Source organism: Clostridium chromiireducens, assembly GCF_003575225.1.
GTDB lineage: Bacteria > Bacillota > Clostridia > Clostridiales > Clostridiaceae > Clostridium > Clostridium chromiireducens.
The window spans coordinates 633010-655141 of record NZ_QXDJ01000003.1 but is presented as its reverse complement, the minus strand read 5'-3'; the positions used below and the strand labels follow the sequence as shown (position 1 = coordinate 655141).

Sequence of the window (22132 nt, the reverse complement as noted above, 5' to 3'; positions counted from 1 at the left end):
AAATGACGATAAATGTACATTAGAATGATTTATTTTCATTTCTCCATTTCCGTGGAGACATAGCATAGACCTCTTTAAAAGCTCTGGAAAAATAAAATTGGTTTGGATATCCTGTGAGTTCAGCAATTTCTTTAATTGATGCATTATTGCATTTAAGCATTTCACAGGCTTTGGACAGTCTATATTTTATTAAAAATTCTTGAGGTGTAGTCTTCATAGAACTTTTGAATATTTTTCCAAAGTAACTTCTGTCCAAGTTGCACCATTTTGCAATATCTTCAACAGAAATGTTATTGTCATAGTTTTTTTCAATATAATTTATAGCTTCTCTAACATAGAATTCTTGAAGGGTAGCAGCTTTATTCATATTGTTAGAAGCAGAATTTTCTAAGAGGGCATAAAAAAGCAGATAAGTATGTCCAAGTATAGCTGAATCTGGTGCACTTGGATTATCTAGCAAAAATCTAAAATTATCTATAATAGAGTTCTCGGAATTATATTCTTTTGGTATATATACGGGATTTTTTCCTGATATTCCTATTTCGGTTAAGTATCGTTCAGCTTTTAAGCCTTCAAATTCTATCCATATATAGTTCCATGGGTCATCTTTATCTGCCTCGTAGGTATTTATTATGTTAGGAGTTAATAAAAAACCTTCGCCTGCCTTTATGGTATAGGTGGAGGTTTTATTAGTTCGATCATTAATTGAGTAAAGTTTCCCTTTTCCAGATAAAACATAATGAAAAAGATAATGATTTTTAACAGTTGGTCCAAAAGAATGTAGAGAATCACAGCGTTCTGAACCAAATTGGTAAAGAATAATATCAACATAATTAATATTGTTAAATATATAGCTTTTAAAATCAGACATAAGTTTTATACCACCTTTCGGCAAAATTTATAGAGAATATATTTTCTTAATATAAGGTAGAATATATACTTTTGCGTCCATTATTGAACAATGATTGAATAATATAGCAAAAGTGTATATTTTAAACTTTTATATTCTATGTATTTGTTTTCATTTAAATGTTAGAATTTAATCATGGAAAGGAAGGAAATGGTTATATATGAACATTAAGGTCAATAAACATAATAAGCTTGAAAAGCAAAGCTTAAAAAATTCAATAATAAAAATAATATACTAATTCTATATTAATAGTTTTTGGCTATTTTGTAAAGCATTACAAAATTGTTGTTAATTAAAAGATATAGTGACATTAGGTGAAATGAAAAACGTAAAATTAGATTTTTAATATTAGTGTAATAAGCTATATATTAAATATAAAGTCATGCTTTCAAATTTGATTTTATACAAATAGGAGGGAATTATTAATGAAAAAGAGAATTATTTCTTTATTATTAACTAGTATGATGGCTGTTACAGGTTTAGTTGGATGCGGCAACTCAAATACAGCAGCAACTAGTGGACAAGATGCATCTAAAGCATCTAGTGGGGGAGATGTACACATTACTTATGCTCTTTGGGATTCAAATCAAGAAAAGGGTATTAGAAAAATGGCAGATGAATTTGAATCAAAAAACTCTGGTATAAAAATTGATTTACAAGTTGTAGGGTGGGCTGATTATTGGACAATGCTTGAAGCGGCAGCAACAGGAGGATCTCTTCCAGATACTTTCTGGATGCATTCAAATGAAATTTATAAATATGCATCTAACAACATGCTTATGGATTTGACTGATAAGATTAATAAGAGTAATGAAGTAAAATTATCAAATTATCCAGAAGGATTAGTAAAAATATACAATCAAAATAATAAACAATATGCAGTTCCGAAAGATTACGATACAATAGGCCTTTGGTATAATAAAACAATGTTTGATAAAGCAGGAATTTCATATCCAGATGAAACATGGAATTGGGACAAACTATATGAAGCAGCTAAAAAATTAACAACTGGTGATGGTAAGCAGTATGGTTTCTTAGCACCACTTCATAATCAAGAAGGATATTATAATTTTGTATATCAAAATGGTGGAACAATCATAACTGATAAAAAAGAATCAGGATATGATAATCCTAAAACAATAGAAGCAATGAAATACTATGTTAAATTTGTTAACGATGGTTTATCACCTAAGATTTTTGATGATGCAGCACGTGGACAAGCAATGCAAAATGGATTATGTGCAATGGGATTATTTGGTTCGTGGAATTTAAGTGGATTTGCATCAAATGATTATATGTCTAAAAATTGCAATGTTGCAGTATTACCTTCAGCAAATGATGGAAAGAGAGCTAGTATATTTAATGGACTTGGAAATGCAATTTCAGCTAATACAAAACATCCAGATGAGGCTTGGAAATGGGTTGAATATTTAAGTTCAAAAGAAGGGCAAACAAAACAAGCTGAGCTTGGAGTTGCAATTTCAGCATACAATGGAACTGCAGATGCATGGGTAAATTCTAATAAAACATTTAATATTAAATGCTTTATTGATATGGTTAAATATGCACAGATAAGACCATATTCTAATACTACTGCAAAATGGGAAGATAAAGCTTATGAATTATTAAAAGGTTCATTTACTGGAGAGAAGACAGTAGAAGATGCATGTAAAGAGACAGCCAAAATGATGAATGATTGCTTAAAAGAAGAAAAATAAGAGTTAATTACGGCGACAAATACATGTTGCCGTAATTTTTAAAATATCTTTATAGGAGATGAATTTATGGTAAAAGAAATAACAGCACAAAATACAAAAATAAATACGAAAAAGCCATCTAAACAAACCGTAAATGAATGGAAATGGGGATATGCTTTAGTTGCTCCTACCATTATTGGACTTATAATCTTAAATATTATTCCAATTATTGAAACATTGTATCTAAGTTTCTTTAAGAGTGGTGATTTTGGGAAAGGAAATATATTTGTTGGTTTAAGTAACTATAAAAAGATGTTTGGAGATGCTCAAGTATGGCATTCAGTAGGCAATACTTTGACATACACAGTTATAGTTGTTCCAATGACAGTAATTATTGCAATGATTTTAGCTGTATTATTAAATTCTAAAATTAAAGGAAAAGGTATGTATAGAACAATATATTTTATTCCAATGGTTGCAGCTCCAGCGGCAGTAACTATGGTTTGGAAATGGTTATATAACGATCAATTCGGACTTATTAATTATATGTTATCTAAAATTGGAATTGGTCCTGTAAATTGGATTGATGATCCTAACATAGCTCTCTATTCTATAGCAATTATAGGAATATGGAGTACAGTTGGTTACAGTATGGTATTACTTATTGCAGGACTTCAAGAAATACCTAGGGATTATTATGAAGCTTCTAGTATTGATGGTGCTAAACCAGTGAGACAATTTTTTAATATTACATTACCACTAGTATCGCCGACGCTATTTTTCGTTGTTGTCACAAGCATAATTCAAGCAATGCAGGTATTCGATGTGATTTATATGATGATAGATGTAACCAGCCCTGCATATGATAAAACAGTTTCATTAGTTTACTTATTCTATAACAGTTCATTTAAATATGCAGATAAAGGCTATGGCTCAGCTATTGTAATGTTACTTCTTGTTATTATTATGATGATTACAGTGTTCCAAATGAAAGTTCAAAAGAAATGGGTTAATTACATGTAGAAAGGAGGATCATTATGACTAGTATAAAAAATAAAAAAAATTCTTCAAAGTTATTTATACATTTATTTTTAATTCTTGGAGTAGTATTTATGATATTACCATTTGCTTGGATGCTGCTTACATCCTTTAAAACTGTTTCAGAATCTACTTCAATGAATCCATTTATATTTTTTCCAGCAGAGTGGAAGATTGAGAATTACTTAGAGGCAATAAGACAAAATAGTTTCATTACATTATATTTTAATACATTTGCAATGATGATTTTAAGAATAGTTTGTTCTGTATCATTTAGTGCTATGGCGGCTTATGCTTTTGCAAGATTGAAATTTCCAGGAAAAGACTTTTTATTTGGAATAGTATTATTTCAAATGATGGTTCCAGTTCAACTTTTCATAATTCCACAATATTTAATGGTAGATAAAATTGGAATGAGAAATACAGTATTTGCACTTCTTTTCCCTGGACTTGTAAGTGCATTTGGTACATTTTTATTAAGGCAATTTTTTATGGGACTTCCAAAGGAATTAGAAGAATCAGCAAGATTAGATGGATGCAATATAGGACAAACTTTTTTGAAAGTAATGTTACCTCTAACAAAATCAGGTTTGGTGGCACTTGGGATATTTACAGCATTATTTGCATTTAAAGATTTAATGTGGCCTCTAATTGTTAATTCAAGTGCTGATTCAGCGACTTTATCATCAGCACTTGCAAAAATTCAAAGTGCATATTCAGTTAATTATCCACAGCTTATGGCAGCTTCAGTGCTCGCTATTTGGCCAATGCTTGCAATATATATTGTATTCCAAAAGCAATTCATCGAAGGTATTGCAACTTCCGGAGGAAAACTTTAGTTTAATAATAATTAATAGAAATGCATAGGAGGAAGTAATATGGCAATAAAATTTAATAAAAAATCTAGAGAATTTCATTTATATAATAGCAGCATCAGCTATATCATAAAAATATTGGACAATAATCAATTGGGAAATCTATATTATGGGAAAAGAATTCATCACAAAGAATCTTTTTCATATCTTTTTGAAGGAGGCATGCGCCCCTTAGCAGCATATGTATTTGAAGGTGATACGAACTTTTCGCTGCAACATACAAGACAAGAATATCCCTCTTATGGAACAACAGATTTTAGATACCCTGCCTTTGAAATAAAGCAGAAAAATGGAAGCAGGATAACTAATTTTGAATTTGAGGCTTATAACATCTTTAAAGGTAAAAAGAAACTAGAAAAACTTCCTGCAACCTATGTAGAAAATGAAATTGAAGCACAAACCTTAGAAATAATATTGTACGATAAGATCATAAAAACAAGATTATTGCTAAGCTATACTATTTATGAGGCGCTGCCTATTATAACAAGAAACGCAAAATTTCTGCATGAGGGGAAAGAAGAAATTATTTTAACAAAAGCAATGAGCTGCAGTTTAGATTTGCCAGACTATGATTATGAAATGGTACATTTAGCAGGTGCTTGGAGTAGAGAAAGGCATGTGAAAAATAAAAAGCTAGAACAAGGAATCCAATCAATTTATAGCTTAAGAGGCACAAGCAGTGCAGAACACAATCCCTTTATAGCATTAAAACGGCCAAATACAACTGAATTTCAAGGTGAAGTTTATGGTTTTAGCTTAGTTTATAGTGGTAATTTTTTAGGTGAAGTACTTGTAGATACTCATAACACATCGAGAATTATGTTAGGAATCCATCCAAATATGTTTGAATGGATATTACATGAAAATGAAAGCTTTCAAACTCCAGAAGTTGTAATGGCTTATTCTGATGAGGGATTAAATGGAATGAGCAAAGCTTATCATAAATTATATAGAACTAGATTAGCTAGGGGATATTGGAGAGATAAATCACGTCCAATATTAATAAATAACTGGGAAGCTACAACCTTTGATTTTAATGAAGAAATAATACTTAATATTGCTAAAACTGCAAAAGATCTTGGAATAGAATTATTTGTATTAGATGACGGTTGGTTTGGAAAACGTAATAATGATAAGGCAGGTCTTGGAGATTGGTACGTAAATACTAAGAAACTTCCAGATGGAATAGTTGGACTTTCTAAGAAAATAGAAGAAATGGGAATGAAATTTGGGCTTTGGTTTGAGCCTGAGATGGTTAATAAAGATAGTAATTTATATAGAAATCATCCTGATTGGATTATTCATACACCAAACAGATCAGCATCTCATTGTAGAAATCAATATATATTAGATTTTTCTAGAAAAGAAGTAGTTGATTATATATATGAAGCTATGTCAAAAGTATTACGCGAAGCTTCAATATCCTATGTAAAATGGGATATGAATAGATATATGACTGAATGCTACAGCGTAGCTAAAACGGCAGAAAATCAAGGGAAGGTAATGCACGAATATATTTTGAGTGTATATTCATTATATGAAAAATTAACATCTGAATTCCCATATATTTTATTTGAATCATGTTCAAGTGGTGGTGCAAGATTCGATCCAGGAATACTTTATTATGCTCCACAAGGATGGACAAGTGATAATACAGATGCAGTTGAAAGAATGAAAATACAATATGGAACATCATTTGTATATCCTATAAGCAGCATGGGAGCCCATGTATCAGAAGTGCCAAATCAACAGGTGATTAGAACAACTCCTCTTGAAACTAGAGCAAATGTAGCATACTTTGGAGCTTTTGGATATGAACTAGATTTAAATAATTTATCCAAAAAAGAAAGAGCATTGGTAAAAAAACAAGTTGAATTTATGAAAGAAAAAAGAGAATTAATACAAAAAGGGACTTTTTATAGACTAGTAAGCCCTTTTGAAAATAATATAAATTCTTGGATGGTTGTATCAGAAGATAAATGCGAGGCCTTGGTTGGATATTATAAAATATTAAATACGGCAAATGACGGTTTTAAGAGAATTAAATTGCACGGGTTAGATTCAAATAAGAAATACAATATTAATGATAATAAACAGAATGTATTTTTTGGTGACGAATTAATGTATGCTGGAATTCCAGTAAAACAAGAAGATTTTTGCAGCAAGGATGGAGACTTTACATCAGTTTTATATTATTTAAAAGAAGCATAGATCTCCTTTGAAATCAAAGGAGATACAGTATGATTTCAAAATTAAGTAAATCTTACAATTTAGAAAAAATTAAAGAAATTCAGGAGGTTATGTATATGAAAAAAGTTTTAGTAACAGCATTATGTTTAAGTATGATGCTAGCAATGGCTCCAGCTTCAAAAATATCAGCAGCGACAGGCAACTCTATGACTGTAGATTGTACAAATGTACTCAGAGATGCAACACATTGTGCAAGTGGTTCACTTTATGGAATCACTGAAACTAAACCGGCGGATGTTAATGGTCTCGTAGCTCCACTTAAACCATATGTAATGAGAAATCCGTCCCGAGGTGGATCTGGAAACCAGCATAGCTTTGGTGCTGCTATACCTGTTTCGGAAAAACTTGCCTCAGTTCAAAGTGCTAAGGTGTCAATTGATCTGGCAGATATGCTTCCAGGCTGGCCATACCAATGGCCAGGTATGACAAGCTGGCTTAATCAGGTGAATTCATTTATCGCTGATAAGAAAGCATCCGGTCGTAACAATTATTATGGTTATGAAATCTGGAATGAACCTGATGGTACTTGGAATACTGCTAACGGAGATTTCAATGATATGTGGAAGCAGACTTACAATGCTATTCGTGCAAATGATCCAGGGGCTAAAATCATAGGCCCTTGCTACAGCTATTATAATCGCACTAGATTGAGCAGCTTCTTAAGTTTCTGTAAAACAAACAATTGTCTTCCTGATATAATTAGCTGGCATGAGCTTAGTGGAATAGCAGGAGTATCACCGAATTTAAGAGATTATAGACAATTGGAAAATTCCTTGGGGATAAGCGCGTTACCAATTAGTATAAACGAATATTGTGATGCTGATCATAACCTTGAAGGGCAGCCAGGATCATCAGCACGTTTTATAGGGAAATTTGAGCGTTATAAGGTTGAAAGTGCATGTATAACTTGGTGGTTTGTTCCGACTCCAGGTAGATTAGGAAGTCTTCTTGCTACTGACACGCAAAAGGGTGCAGGCTGGTATTTCTATAAATGGTACGGAGATATGTCTGGAAAAATGGTTAATGTAACACCTCCAAATGATGACAGTAATCTTGTAGATGGAGCTGCATGTGTTGATTCCAATAGCAAGTTCATAAGTTTTATTTTTGGAGGACCAAATGACGGTACTATAAGTACAACATTTAAAAACATTCCATCCTTTATCGGATCCACAGCATCAGTTAAGGTAGAGAAAATTGATTGGGTAAGCAAGGATACTGTATCCTCTGGGCCATCAACAATCTCAACATCTAATTATCCAGTTGTGAATGGACAAATTACAGTACCATTAACAGGTTGCAACAATAGTTCAGGATATCGTATCTATGTTACTCCAGCAACTTCTGGTATTGTGTCTGGAGGAACATATAAGTTGATCAACCGTGAAAGTGGAAAGGCTTTAGATGTTTACAATAGTTCAACAGCAGATGGTGCAGATGTTATACAGTGGAGCACTGGCAGCGGCAATAATCAAAAATGGGTTATTACAAACATGGGCAATGGGTATAAACTTATAAATGTTAATAGTAAAAAGGCGTTGGATGTTTACAATACTTCAACAGAAAACGGAGCTGACGTCATACAGTGGACTGATAATGGACAGAAAAATCAGTTATGGAATATTGTAGATTTAGGAAATGGATATTACAATCTAGTAAATGTAAACAGCGGCAAACTATTGGATGTAGATAACAAGTCAACAGCAGACGGTGCTAATGTTTTGCAGTGGATCAGTACAGGTGGTTACAACCAACAGTGGCAGATTGTAACTTCGTAATTCAGAAATAAATATTTAAGTGCACCTCCAAATGTTACAATAAAATATAACATTTGGAGGTGTTTTATATTAAAACATACGCCTATTGTTTAAACAGTTAAAGTAATTTGTATATTTTCATAGTGTCTACAATGGGTAGCGATACAATCAAAGCCATAAAAATCTAAAAGTTGTGATTTAGATTTTTGTGGTTTATTGAAATATTAATATGATATTATATAAGTATATAAAGATGATATAAATTAATAGAAAAAATGCGGTGCATTATGAAATAAATGGATCAAGCTGAAAATCGAATTAATAAAGTTCATAGTTTATATAATGTAGAGGCAATAGTCCAATGGAAGGAAGTATTATATGTTCAGTTATAGTCAAATCAAAAGTCTTAATGATTTAGAAATTTCTGTTTATAATTTTATTATGGATAATAAAGATAAGGTCCGATATATGAAAATAAGGGAATTAGCAGTTGAATCTCATGTATCAACTACAACCATATTAAATTTCTGCAAAAAAATGGGTTGTAGTGGTTATTCAGAGTTTAAATTAAAATTTAAATTATTTATAGAAGAAAAAGAAATTAAAAAAGTTAGTGAAGATAATACAGAAATAATTGATTTTTTTAAGAAAACAAATACTGAGGAATATGATGAAAAGATAGAGGATATAGTGAAAGCTATATTAAAAGCAAAAAGAACAATTTTTATAGGAAGCAGCATGTCAGGAATTGTAGCAAGATATGGAGCACGATATCTATCAAGTGTTGGACAATTTAGTTTATGCATTGATGATCCGTATTACCCGACTACAGGTAAATTTTATGAAAATTCAGTTGTGATAGTATGTTCTGTGTCTGGAGAATCAAAAGATATTATAGGCCATATAAATCGATTTAAAAAAGATAATTGCTGTATTGTTAGTATTACTAACACTGAAAATTGCACTATAGCGAAAATGTCTGATTATAATATCCCATATTATGTACCATATGTTAGAGTAGGAATATATGATATTACCACTCAAATTCCAATAATCAGTATAATAGAAAGAATTGGAAGGAAATTGCAAAATTGTCGAGAAGAATCTATACAAGATGAGTAAATAGCTATACATAAAAATAAAAGTATTTTACATAGAGCTTTATTAATTTGAAGTTTTTAACTCAAGTTGATAAAGCTTATTTTAATTATTTCTTTGATTTCTAAAAAAACATTTTGTTTTTTTGCAATAACAAATTATTAAAAAACAGACATGTTTTTTATAATGGTTTACATAGTGACAAAATTCGCGTTTTCAATTAACATTAAGATAAATTCAATAGCTATTCGAAAATAATAAATATAAGTGAGGTAATAAAATGGCAAAGGATTATGCGTTAATTGCGAAAACGATTGTAAAAAATTTAGGCGATATCTCAAATATTGAGAGTGTAACTCATTGTATGACTCGTTTAAGAGTTTGTTTAAAGGATGACTCAAAAGTAAATGTAGATGAGATTAAAAAAATTAATGGAGTAATGGGATATGTCAACCAAGGTGGACAACATCAAGTTATTATTGGAAATAATGTATCTTATGTTTATAAGGAAGTTTTAAAATTAGGAAACTTTGGAGATCAAAGTGACATTGCAAAAGGGATAAAAAAAGAAAAGCTAACTATCAAAAAAGTTGGAACTAATATATTGGATGCATTAGTAAGTACAATGTCACCATTGATACCAGCAATTATTGGTGGTTCAATGGTAAAGTTAGTAGTAATGATTTTATCTATGTTAAAAGTACTACCAGCAGACAGTACTACATATACATTACTAAATGCTATGGGAGATGCAGCATTTTATTTCCTTCCAATTATGGTGGCAGTATCAGCATCGAAGAAATTTAAAACTAATACTTATTTAGCTATTGCAATAGCAGGACTTATGGTACATCCAGATTTTATGAAACTAATGGTAAGCGCATCAGAAGGTAAGGCTGTAACTTTAGCATTTATTCCTATTGCATCCGTTAAGTATACGTATACGGTAATACCAGCACTTTGTATGACTTGGATATTATCATATATTGAAAGATTTGTAGATAAGATAACACCAGAAGTAACTAAAAATTTCTTAAAACCAGCGATTATAGTATTGATTGCAGCTCCAATAGCAATTGGATTGATAGGACCTTTAGGTATATGGATTGGTACAGCAATATCAGGTTTAGTTTATTTTGTTCACAGCAAATTAGGATGGGTATCTGTAGCAATAATGGGAGCTTTATGGCCACTACTTGTTATGACTGGTATGCATAGAGTATTTACTCCAACTATATTAACAACTATAGCAGAAACAGGAATGGAAGGAATGGTAATGCCTTCAGAAATAGGTGCGAACCTTTCATTAGGAGGAGCAGCCTTAGCTGTTGCTTTTAAAACTAAGAATAAAGAATTGAGACAAACTGCAATTGCAGCTGCTTCTTCTGCAATCATTGCGGGAATCTCAGAACCATCGCTGTATGGGATTGCATTAAGATTTAAAAGACCTATGATAGCATCATTAATATCAGGTGGTGTATGTGGTGCCGTAGCAGGGATAGCAGGACTTGCAAGTAGATCTATGGCTGCACCAGGTTTGTTCACAAGTGTTCAGTTTTTTGATCCACAAAATCCATCAAGCCTTATTTGGATAATTGGAATAATGATACTGGCAGTCGTATTATCTTTCGTATTAACTCTAATATTTGGATTTGAAGATATTCCAGCAGAAGATAATATGGAAATAATGGGGGCAGATAATGAGTAAATACAGTTTTCCAGAAGAATTTCTATGGGGTGGAGCTATTGCAGCAAATCAGGCTGAAGGTGCTTATAGAGAAGATGGAAAAGGTTTAAGCACTGTAGATGTTATACCACATGGAATAAACAGAATGAAAGTGAAATTAGGGTTAGAAGAAGATTTGACTTTGAAAGATGATGAATTTTATCCAAGTCATGAATCAATTGATTTTTATCATCATTACAAAGAAGATATTGCTTTGCTAGCTGAAATGGGATTCAAAGTTTTTAGAACTTCAATCGCATGGACAAGAATATTCCCTAATGGAGATGATAGCACACCTAATGCAGCAGGGATTAAATTTTATAAAGATTTATTTTTAGAATGTAAAAAATATAATATAGAGCCATTAGTAACACTATGTCACTTTGATGTTCCAATGGAACTGGTTAATAAATACGGATCATGGAAGAGCAGAGAAATGATAGGCTTTTTTGAAAAGTATGCAAGATGCTGCTTTGAGGAATTTGATGGTTTAGTTAAATACTGGCTGACATTTAATGAAATAAATATATTAATACATAGTCCTTTTTCGGGAGCAGGTTTATATTTCAAGGAAGGTGAAAACAAAGATCAGGTTAAGTACCAGGCAGCGCATCATATGTTAGTAGCAAGTGCCTTAGTAACTAAAATAGCTCATGAACAAAATCCAGAAAATAAAGTTGGATGTATGCTGGCAGGAGGAGATTTTTATCCGTATTCATGTGATCCAAGGGATGTATGGATGGCTCATGCAAAGGATAGAGAAAATTTATTTTTCATAGACGTACAGGCTAGAGGTAAGTATCCATCATATTCAAAGAGGGTATTTGCAGAAAAAGAAGTTAATATTGTAATGGAAGAAAATGATCTGGATATATTAAAAAATACAGTAGACTTTATATCTTTTAGTTATTATGCTTCTAGATGTGCATCTAAGGATATGGAAAATCAAACTGAAGCTAATGTTGTTAAATCTATAAAAAACCCTCATTTAGAAGTTAGTGAATGGGGATGGGCTATTGATCCGTTAGGACTTAGAATAACTATGAATACTCTATATGATAGGTACGAAAAACCTTTATTTATAGTAGAAAATGGACTAGGTGCTAAAGATACAATAGAAGAAGATGGCTCAATAAACGATGATTATAGAATTGATTATCTTAGACAGCATATCGTGGAAATGAAAGAAGCCATGGAAGATGGCGTTGAACTATTAGGATATACATCTTGGGGATGTATTGATTTAGTTGCAGCATCCACTGGAGAGATGAGTAAAAGATATGGATTTATATATGTAGATAAACAAGATGATGGAACTGGAACTTTAGAGAGGAAAAGAAAAAAATCTTTTTATTGGTATAAAAAAGTAATAGAAACAAACGGTGAATGTTTAATTTAAAAAAGTAATGATTGTTATGTATGAATAGTCAAGAAATTAGAAAAATGCAGCTGATCCAATGCTAGGCAGGTATATGAAATAATTAAGTTATACGTTATGTAAGTATTTTTACAAAGGGGAATCTGAAAATTAATATATTATTTTAGATTCCCTTTTTAGATAAGAAATTTAAGTAGAGGAATTAGTTGATTAAAAAATAAGAGTAAAATACAAGGAGTGATATAATGAATATATTTCAAAAATTTATAAATAAAAAGCAAGAAGAAACAATTATAGAAAAAACGGAAAATGGTTTTATTTATGCACCAATGGAAGGCAAAGTAATTCCTTTAAAAGAAATTAATGATGGTGTATTTTCAGAAGAAATGCTTGGAAAAGGATGTGCAATGAAGCCGATCGATGGAAAATTATATGCACCTTTTGATGGAGAAATTCTTTTGATTACAGAAACAAAACATGCAATTGCATTGAAAAGCTGTGATGGAATAGAACTACTAATTCATATAGGAATGGATACAGTTAAAATGAATGGAAAAGGCTTTAATCCATTAGTGAAAGTTGGAGATAAAATAAAATGTGGGCAATCACTGATGACATTTTCTATATCTGATATTGAAAAAGCAGGATATGTGACTACTACAGCAATAATTATAACAAACTCCGATCAATATAAAGATATAGAAGTACTTGCACAAGGTCATACAAAAAAATCAGAAAAGCTTATCAAAATTTTATAATTAAAGTTGTTAATATGTAGTATATTTTGTATTAAAATAAAATAAGATTTTTTTGGTGGATTTCAAAGGAACGCTTCGTCTCCACCATGAAGCCCACGACCATTTGTATGTAGCTTAAATAGCTGCTTTCAGGTGGTCGTGGGTTTTTATTATTACGGGTAGCTCCACTAATCATAGGGTATATCAGCTGGTGTTATAAAATAAGTTTACTGAAATTCATATGTTTGTGTCAGAAAATGATATATAAAAGCGAATATTATATTGAGTGAATAAGAACTAAATATTTATATATAGGGGGAATAACAAATGAAGAAAAAAATTGCTTTAATAGTATTAGTAGCTGTATTAACTGGGATGTCTCATAATGCATATGCAAATCCAGAGGATGCCACAAATACAAGTCAGGTAACAAGTGAAACAACATCTGAGCCTATAGTAGAAGAAAACGGGACTGTAACAGAGACTACAACAGAAGAAAATGAGGTTTCATCTGAAAATGTGTCTGGCACCACAGTGGAAAATGAAAACGAAGCTACAAATGAATCGACAACAAATACTCAAAGTGAAATCACACAAGAAGAGGTCAATGATTCTGCAGGTATATTGCCTAATTCACCTTTTTACAGGATAGAACGTGGGATAGAGCAGCTTCAGATTTCAATAACAAAAAGTGATGAAGAACTAGCAGCACTTAAGGCAAAGTTTGCTGCAGAGAGAGCATCAGAAGCAGTTGTTATGACAAATCAAGGGCAAGATGAACTTGCAAGTAAAGCAATAGACAATTATGTAGAGTTACTGTCTTCTGCTACGGAGCATATAAATAAGGCAATTGAGACTAAGGATGAAGCTGTACAAAAATTTGAAGAGCTTAAGGAAGCATACAAAAAAAGTGAGGAGATATTAAAAACTATACTTGAAAAGGCTCCAGAAGACTCTAAGCTAGCTATTGAAAATGCATTAAATAAGCAGGATAAAGACATTACCGATGTTAAAGGATTTTATGCAGCTAAAGAGGCTTTCTTCTTAGCAAGACATCAACTTGAACAAGCAAAGAAAGAACTTGAAGAAGCAAATAAAAGCGGTGATGTAGCTTTAATTTCAAGCGCTGAAGAAAAGGTAAAAGAAGCTGAGGATTTAAAGGATGCTGCAAATTCTTCAAAGGAAGAAATAAAGAAGCTTTCTAAGCAAACTGAAAAAGAAATTAAAGCTGGTATGAAGCAAATTAAAAAGGCAAATGATAATATTGAAAAAGTAGAGGAAAAAGCTATAGAAGGACCTAAACAAACAGAAGAAAAGCTAAATAAAGAAGAAAAAAAGGCTGAGGAAAAAGCTAAAAAAGAAGAAGAAAAATCAAGGGAAGCAAAGAAGAAGTCAGAAGAGAAAGCTAGAGAAGAGGATAAGAAATCACAAGAAAAGGTAAAAGAGGAAGCAAAGAAGACTGAGGAAAAAGTTAAAAAAGAAGGAGAAAAATTAAGGGAAGAAGCGAAAAAGGCTGAAGAACAAAAAGATCATTAGTATAAATGTAAAGTTTGTTTTAAAGACAAAGTTGTTAATATATAATATGTTGGAAATTAAAATAAGATGAGATTTGCTAGTGAATTTTAAAGATCACGCTTCGTTTCCACCATAAAATCCACGAAAATCTAAAATTTGGATTTTCGTGGGTTATTTTATTATAATACAATCATTGTGTATATAAGTATTAAATATAAAATCATGAACTTGATTTCAAAATACCAAAGTATGTATAATGTATGTAAAGTATCAGAACATTAGGAGTATAAGTAATGAAGCATTTTATAGTTTTCTTTCATATCTTATCATTTTTAGTAGGTTTTACTGGGATTATTTTATCAGTTCTGACCTATATAAAGTATAAGATTAGTATTATAAAGAGTTATAATATTTTTATAATAGCACTTACAACAATATTATTAGGGCAGACTATAACTTCCTATAACATAATAAATACAGTACAGTCTACAAGTTTAACCGCAATATTAAATATAGCATCATATACTGCTGTTGGATTTATTATATATTTTTTACCGTTATTTGTTCATGAAGTTATCGAAAGAGAATGGACAAGTAAAAAGAAAGTTTTTTTCAAAGGAGCAACGCTATTTCCAATTTTGAGTTTAATAATGTATTATACAACCTCATATAAAAATCTTATGAATATATTATCAAGCAGTATTTTATTTTTAGTTATATTTTATGCTTTGGCTTTTATATGTTTAAATTATAAATATTTAAAAAATGATTATAAAAAGAGAGTTTTAAAGTCTTTCTTAACAATTACAATATTATTTTTCCCATATATGTATTTAGATACAAGGTCAGAGCAAATACTAATTTTAAGCAGGATATTTCCTTATGGGCTTTTATCACTTCCGCTATTTTACATGTTGTGGAATTTATTGAGCATATATTTTATTGCAAAATATTACAAAGATACTATCGGTGAATCATATAATCTAAATAGTCAGAAAGATATAAATGAATCTCATTATTTGAATGGCCAAAAAGATATAGTAGAAGTTCAGAATAAACAGAATGAATTCTTTGAAAAGTTTAATATTACTAATAGGGAAAAGGAAATAATATTACTTTTAGCTAAGGGGAATAGTTATAATCAATTAGCTGAGGAACTTTCAATTTCTTTAACTACAGTAAAAACACATGTGCATAATATATATAGAAAAGCAGAAGTGAAAAATAAAATTCAATTGATTAATCTCATAAATGGCGATGAACCTAGGCAAAATCAAGATGTCGTACAAAAGTTGTAGGGCAATTTTTATAAAATCATACTATTTCTCGATAGTTTTTATAAGCCTCTCTGTGTATTATTAACTTCAGTAAAACAAAGTTAATAGTGCAATGGGAGGTTTTTATAATTGTTAAAGAAAAATAGATTAATAAAAAAATATATTACTATTCTTTTAATATTACTATTTATTTTAATGCCTAGTATAGAAGTGAAGGCAAATGAAAAAACAACATCGATTAATATGAAAGATGTAGAGAAATTCACAGATGAATTTTTTGCAGAAAATATGGATAAATATCATGTGCCGGGTGCTGCAATTGCTTTTATAAAAGATGGACAGGTTTCCTTTATGAAGGGTTATGGATATTCAGATGTTGAAAATAAAATAAGTGTAGATCCAGAAAAAACAGTGTTTGGAATAGCATCTGTAAGTAAGCTTTTAACAGCAACAGCTGTAATGCAGCAATATGAAGAAGGTAATATTGACTTAAATAAAAATGTTAATGAATATCTTCAAGATTTTATAATTAATGATACCTTTAAAGAGCCTATTACTATGAAGAGCTTGTTAACTCATTCGTCAGGTTTTATTCAATCAAGTATAGGCATTGGAGCTAGAGATCCAAGGGAAGTAAAAGAATTAGGGGATTATCTAAAAACAGCAATACCTAAAAGGGAATATGAACCAAATACTTTTTTTTCATATTCCAATCAAGGAATGTCTTTAGCTGGGTATATTGTAGAAAATACATCAGGAACGAAATTTGAGAATTATATTCAGGAAAGAATATTTAAGCCTCTTAATATGGATAATAGTAGTTTCAAACAGCCAGTGCCAGAAAGTATGGAGCATAATAAAGCTGTAAGTTATGGCTATTGGAGTCAAAAACAAAGCTTCTTTAGAACAGAGCCAATGTATGATTATTTAGTACCTTCAGATGGGTGTTATACAACTGTCAGCGATATGTCTAAATTTATAATTGCAAATCTTAACGGTGGAAAATATGATGGAAATCAGATTTTAAAAGAAACTACAATGGAAGAGATGCATAAGCAGCAGTTTACTAATAATGAGAAAATGCCTGGTCAAGCTTATGGATTTTGGGAAAGTTTTGAAAATAATAAAATGGCATTATTTCACACTGGAACTTCAGATGGATATGCAAACATGCTTTATATGATTCCAGAAGAAAATATAGGTTTTATGCTTTGTTATAATCTAGCATCAGAAAAACTTCGCTCAGAATTTTTAACAAGTTTCTTAGATGAATTTTATCCAGTGGCAGATTCTGAAACAGTGACTCCTTTAAAGGATTATGAGGAAAGAGTTAATAAATATAACGGTCTATATTGGAATGTAGAAAAACCAAGGGATACTTTGGATAAGCTGGAAGTCTTAATGTCAGATGGGTTGGTAAAAGCAAAAGCAAATAAAGATGGTACTTTAAAACTTACAGGTTATTATGGTGAAGATATGGGAGACTATATTGAGATAGAACCAGAAGTATTTCAAAAAGTAAATGGCGAAGACATAATAACTTTTAATGAAAGTAATTCTAAGGAGAATAGGGGGTATTTGTATATTAGAAATAATGCTTTTGAAAAGGTAAAATGGTATGAAAACCCTATGATTTCAATTATTTTTGCACTGTTTTCACTATTTGTTGTTATAGCTAGTACTTTTGTATGGATAAAAACCTTTATCAGAAAAAAAGCTAAAAGTGCAGAAAGAAGTAGTTTAGAAAAGTATGCAGGATATATAGGATTGTTTTCATCAGTTTTAATACTTATATTTTGTACTAGTACTGCTATTGTTACTTTGAAATTAGGGAAATATGCTTTTATGTTTGGTATACCTATTAGTTTAAAAGTTATTTTAATAATTCCAATATTGCTTTGTGGTGTTTTAGTATGCTTATTAGCAATTAGTATATTAGCATGGAAAAATAGTTGTTGGACAAGAATAGAACGATATATTTTCACCATATATACAATAGCAGTGTTGATGTTTTTGATGTGTTTAAAATTTTGGAATATGATATGAATTAATTCAGTCTAAATTTCAAAATATTTTTAGAGCATGTTATAAGCAAGGTGAATTATATCAATATTTTAGCAAACAAATTGTGTTCACAATTTGTTCACTTCCCCAGAGGTCCAGAAAATGGATTGAGATAGCAAATCATTTTCTGGCTAATAATAGGGGTTTATCTAATATAAAGAGTCTTATAAATGCGACAGTTGCTCATGAAGCATATTATGCAGTGACAAGTGATTATAAATATATAAAAGTTTTTGAAGATATAAAGGAAATGAATAAGCCAATATATGATTATTATCAAATGGTACAATATTATTTGATAGTGAAATATCATGAATATCCTAAGTGGATAAATAATGAGGACGGAATTATTGAAATTGGAAAAGAGCTGTTGCGTATATTTGAGTTTTATGGTATTAAATATTTTGATAATGATATAAATGAAAATATAAATAATGCAAAGTTATGCAAGTTGTAATTTAGAAAGTAATTAATTTTATATGTTATCTAATACTCTTCACGTGGAGACGGTCGTGAAGCTATTACGTAAATAGGTTGATATCAAAGGCTTTGAAGGGTTTTAAGTAAATATTGAAGTGTGTTTTATGTTCCTTCAGACTGATATTATTGTTACCTTGCTAGGGGCGCAGAGATTGAATGTGAAATAAAATAAAGGATATTATTATAGCCAGTTAAAGTGAGTTGGTTTCACTTTGATTGGCCTTTTTATTATATGATGGTTTTCTCATATGTATCATAATATATTAATATAGATACTTTACAAATAACAAATTTGGAGTAATCTATATAGAAGACTTGCCTCATATTTAGAATGTCATAAGTGCAGTATGAAACGACATACTGGTTTACTTAATAAAACAGTCCTTTTTTCAATATTAGATTATCATGGAGGAAATTATGAATATAATAAAAAACTTATTTTTTCATCTTCACTATTGCAATTGCAGGCAGCCTGGTGGGGTATTGAAATATTCAAGTAAAATTAATAGAACATTGCAGCATCACGAATTTATTTTAGTTACCAAGGGTAAGGGACATATTAGAGAGTCACATAAAAACTATCAGCTTAAGGAAGGTACTTTGTTATATCTTTGCCCAAATGTTCAATACTCTATAGATATAGATTCTGTGGAACCTATTTGCTTTTTTTCAGTACATTTCAGTTATGCAATTGTAGGCTTTGATAATGATAAATGGGATATTACAGATGAAGTTGATACTTTACCATTAGATTTTGTGCAAAGCTTAAAGGACTATTATTTAGTTAATAATGTATTTAAAAAGCTAGTGGAAAATTGGATGGCAAAACTACCGAATTATGAGTTCACAGCGAAAATTTTATTTCAGGAATTATTATTTGAGATTTTTCAAAATATAAAAAATAATAACAATAACTATTCAACATCCTTAAAGGTTGATAAAGTAATTGAGTATATGCTCCAAAATATAGCTAATAAAATTACTTTGACGGAATTATCTGAACTGGTGTGCTTGTCTCCTGCATATTTATCCAGAGTTTTTAAAGAAACTACCGGATATTCTGTGATAGAGTTTTTTAATAAGATAAAAGTTGATAAAGCCAAAGAGCTAATTATAGATGGTGATAAAAAAATAAAAGAAGTAGCTAAAATGCTTGGCTTCACTGATGAATTTTACTTTAGCAGGATCTTTAAAAAAATTGAGGGCATAAGTCCCTTAGAGTTTTATCACAAAAATGTCCATGGATATTAAAATTTTGCATGGAATAAAGGCATTTTCGTGATTATAATTAGAACATAATTATATATCATGGAGGGGAAATGTACGAATGAAGATATGGAAAAAAAATTTAATTGTATGTTGGTTTGGAATGTTTGTATCGAGCATTGGAATGAGCCAGATTGCTCCTGTATTACCGCTTTATATAAAACATCTTGGAATTACTAACTCAGCTACAATTGCACAGTTATCAGGATTAGCTTTTGGGATTACATATATAATTTCAGCTGTTTTCTCACCAATTTGGGGTCATGTTGCTGATAAAATTGGGAGAAAACCAATGCTCTTAAGATCAAGTCTAGGTATGGCAATAATTATAGGCTGTATGGGGTTTGCGACCAATGCGTATGTATTGGTTGGATTAAGATTATTGGAAGGAGTTATAACAGGTTTCAGCACTGCATGTACTACACTTATTGCAACTCAGACTGAAAAGGAACATGCTGGTGAGGCTTTAGGCACACTTTCAACTGCAAGTATAGCAGGTTCTTTGCTGGGGCCAGTAATAGGTGGGTATATATCAGAGTATTTTGGACTCAAAAATGTATTTTTTATAACTGGCGGATTGTTGTTTGTAGCATTTATTACTGTGGCTTTATTTGTAAAGGAATCTTTTACTCCTTCAAATAAAAAGACGATTAGCCTAAAAGGGGTATGGGAGTCTGTTCCTGAAAAGACTTTGACAATCACCATGCTTGTTACCTTTTTTATATTAACAGCAGCATTATATTCTGCTGAACCAATTATAACAGTATATATTAGTCAGTTATCGGGAAACAGTAGTCATATTGCACTTTTGGCGGGCTTGGCATTTTCAGCTTCTGGACTCGCAAATATAATTGCTGCGCCGAGACTTGGGAAACTATCAGATAAAATTGGAGTACATAAAGTTATATTGGTATCGCTTATTGTGGCAGGACTAGATTTTATACCACAAGCTTTTGTAACAAATTCTTGGCAGTTAATGGGACTTCGATTTATATTAGGATTAGCCAGCGCGGGACTGATACCTTCTGTAAATATACTGATTAAGAAAATTACTCCAAGTGAAATTACAGGCAGGGTTTTTGGAATTAATATGTCAGCAGGATATTTAGGCATATTTGGAGGCTGTGTTTTAGGTGGACAAGTAGCAGCCTGGTTTGGCATCAGATACGTATTTTTTACTACAGGTGCTTTATTATTGATAAATGCCATGCTAGTTTATTTTAAAGTTTATAAAAGAATGAATACTTTAGTAAATTGAAGAAAATCAAATATTTAAGGAGGATAATTTAAATGGAGATTAAATGGTACGGTCAATCCTGTTTTATGATAATATCTAAAAATGGAACTAAAATATTAACAGATCCCTATAAAAAAATGTTGGGGTATAAATTGCCTGAAATTGAAGCAAATATAGTATCTACAAGTCATAATCACGGTGATCATAATAATATAACGGCAGTCAAAGGTGATTTTATTCATATAAATGAATTAGGTGGCTTTTCAAAAGATGGCATTGAGATAAAGGGCGTACAGACTTTTCATGATAAAGCTTCAGGAGCTAAGAGAGGTAAAAATACCATATATAACTTTAAAGTTGACGGAATAAATGTTTGTCATTGTGGAGATCTTGGACATACTCTGGATCCTAATCTCGTGAAGGAAATAGGTAATGTAGACATACTGCTACTTCCTGTTGGAGGGGGGGCTACAATAGATGCTATTGATGCAGTTAATGTAATGAAGCAGTTAAACCCTAAAGTGGTTATACCTATGCACTACAGAACGAAAGCATTAGGGATATTTGGATTCTTGTTTGCCAATGTTGATAAATTTATATCAGCTTCAGGGCTGAAAGTAAAGAAGTATGATGTACTGGAATTAAGCCAAGCGAATGTTGATGATTATTCTGGGATAGTTGTTCTTAAATATGATTAATATTTGGTGCATCTTATTAAAAGGCATGTTAGAGCAATATAGTTTTTACATCTAGGCTAATTAATGTTTATTAATTAATTTGTACTCGATTGCAGGATGTTTCATTTACTCTGATAAGGTTGAAATAGA

Annotated in this window: 17 protein-coding genes; 16 read left to right on the top strand and 1 reads right to left on the bottom strand. The window is 31.0% G+C overall.

Annotated elements, in window-relative coordinates:
* Positions 1–19: 19 nt before the first annotated feature.
* Positions 20–871 carry an AraC family transcriptional regulator gene (locus D2A34_RS14550; protein WP_079441121.1) on the bottom strand — a complete coding sequence of 284 codons (852 nt, stop codon included), beginning with the start codon at positions 869–871 and terminating at the stop codon, positions 20–22.
* 464 nt (positions 872–1335) lie between these two features.
* Between D2A34_RS14550 and D2A34_RS14545 the strand changes: the two genes are divergently transcribed.
* From D2A34_RS14545 to D2A34_RS14470, 16 genes are all read left to right on the top strand, one after another.
* Positions 1336–2628 carry an ABC transporter substrate-binding protein gene (locus D2A34_RS14545; protein ID WP_079441120.1) on the top strand — a complete coding sequence of 431 codons (1293 nt, stop codon included), beginning with the start codon at positions 1336–1338 and terminating at the stop codon, positions 2626–2628.
* 66 nt (positions 2629–2694) lie between these two features.
* Positions 2695–3630: a carbohydrate ABC transporter permease gene (locus tag D2A34_RS14540; RefSeq protein ID WP_079441119.1), complete on the top strand. Its 936-nt coding sequence runs from the start codon at positions 2695–2697 to the stop codon at positions 3628–3630.
* A 14-nt stretch (positions 3631–3644) separates the two neighbouring features.
* Positions 3645–4484, top strand: a complete 840-nt coding sequence (locus D2A34_RS14535; protein WP_119367126.1) for a carbohydrate ABC transporter permease — start codon at positions 3645–3647, stop codon at positions 4482–4484.
* A 39-nt stretch (positions 4485–4523) separates the two neighbouring features.
* Complete coding sequence (locus D2A34_RS14530) at positions 4524–6731, top strand: alpha-galactosidase (protein ID WP_119367125.1); 2208 nt, start codon at positions 4524–4526, stop codon at positions 6729–6731.
* A gap of 95 nt (positions 6732–6826) precedes the next feature.
* Complete coding sequence (locus D2A34_RS14525) at positions 6827–8548, top strand: RICIN domain-containing protein (RefSeq protein ID WP_147357746.1); 1722 nt, start codon at positions 6827–6829, stop codon at positions 8546–8548.
* A 357-nt stretch (positions 8549–8905) separates the two neighbouring features.
* Positions 8906–9649: a MurR/RpiR family transcriptional regulator gene (locus tag D2A34_RS14520; RefSeq protein WP_119367123.1), complete on the top strand. Its 744-nt coding sequence runs from the start codon at positions 8906–8908 to the stop codon at positions 9647–9649.
* Between the two features lie 256 nt (positions 9650–9905).
* On the top strand, positions 9906–11333 hold the full coding sequence (gene ascF / locus D2A34_RS14515) for a PTS cellobiose/arbutin/salicin transporter subunit IIBC (RefSeq protein WP_079441113.1): 1428 nt from the start codon (positions 9906–9908) through the stop codon (positions 11331–11333).
* Complete coding sequence (gene ascB / locus D2A34_RS14510) at positions 11326–12750, top strand: 6-phospho-beta-glucosidase (protein WP_119367122.1); 1425 nt, start codon at positions 11326–11328, stop codon at positions 12748–12750. The genes ascF and ascB overlap by 8 nt, the downstream gene beginning before the upstream one ends.
* Before the next feature lie 224 nt (positions 12751–12974).
* Positions 12975–13487, top strand: coding sequence for a PTS sugar transporter subunit IIA (locus D2A34_RS14505; RefSeq protein WP_119367121.1), 513 nt, complete (start codon positions 12975–12977; stop codon positions 13485–13487).
* Positions 13488–13793: 306 nt separating this feature from the next.
* Positions 13794–15002 (top strand): DUF5667 domain-containing protein, encoded by a 1209-nt coding sequence (locus D2A34_RS14500; RefSeq protein ID WP_119367120.1) that lies wholly within the window; start codon positions 13794–13796, stop codon positions 15000–15002.
* 272 nt (positions 15003–15274) lie between these two features.
* Positions 15275–16279: a response regulator transcription factor gene (locus tag D2A34_RS14495; RefSeq protein WP_119367119.1), complete on the top strand. Its 1005-nt coding sequence runs from the start codon at positions 15275–15277 to the stop codon at positions 16277–16279.
* Between the two features lie 108 nt (positions 16280–16387).
* Positions 16388–18304 carry a serine hydrolase domain-containing protein gene (locus tag D2A34_RS14490; protein ID WP_119367118.1) on the top strand — a complete coding sequence of 639 codons (1917 nt, stop codon included), beginning with the start codon at positions 16388–16390 and terminating at the stop codon, positions 18302–18304.
* Between the two features lie 82 nt (positions 18305–18386).
* Complete coding sequence (locus D2A34_RS14485; protein WP_119367117.1) at positions 18387–18779, top strand: hypothetical protein; 393 nt, start codon at positions 18387–18389, stop codon at positions 18777–18779.
* 440 nt (positions 18780–19219) lie between these two features.
* On the top strand, positions 19220–20053 hold the full coding sequence (locus tag D2A34_RS14480) for an AraC family transcriptional regulator (protein WP_119367116.1): 834 nt from the start codon (positions 19220–19222) through the stop codon (positions 20051–20053).
* A gap of 76 nt (positions 20054–20129) precedes the next feature.
* Positions 20130–21326 (top strand): multidrug efflux MFS transporter, encoded by a 1197-nt coding sequence (locus D2A34_RS14475; protein ID WP_119367115.1) that lies wholly within the window; start codon positions 20130–20132, stop codon positions 21324–21326.
* A gap of 32 nt (positions 21327–21358) precedes the next feature.
* A complete protein-coding gene (locus tag D2A34_RS14470) occupies positions 21359–22003 on the top strand; it encodes an MBL fold metallo-hydrolase (RefSeq protein WP_119367114.1) in 645 nt (214 codons plus the stop codon).
* Positions 22004–22132: the final 129 nt, after the last annotated feature.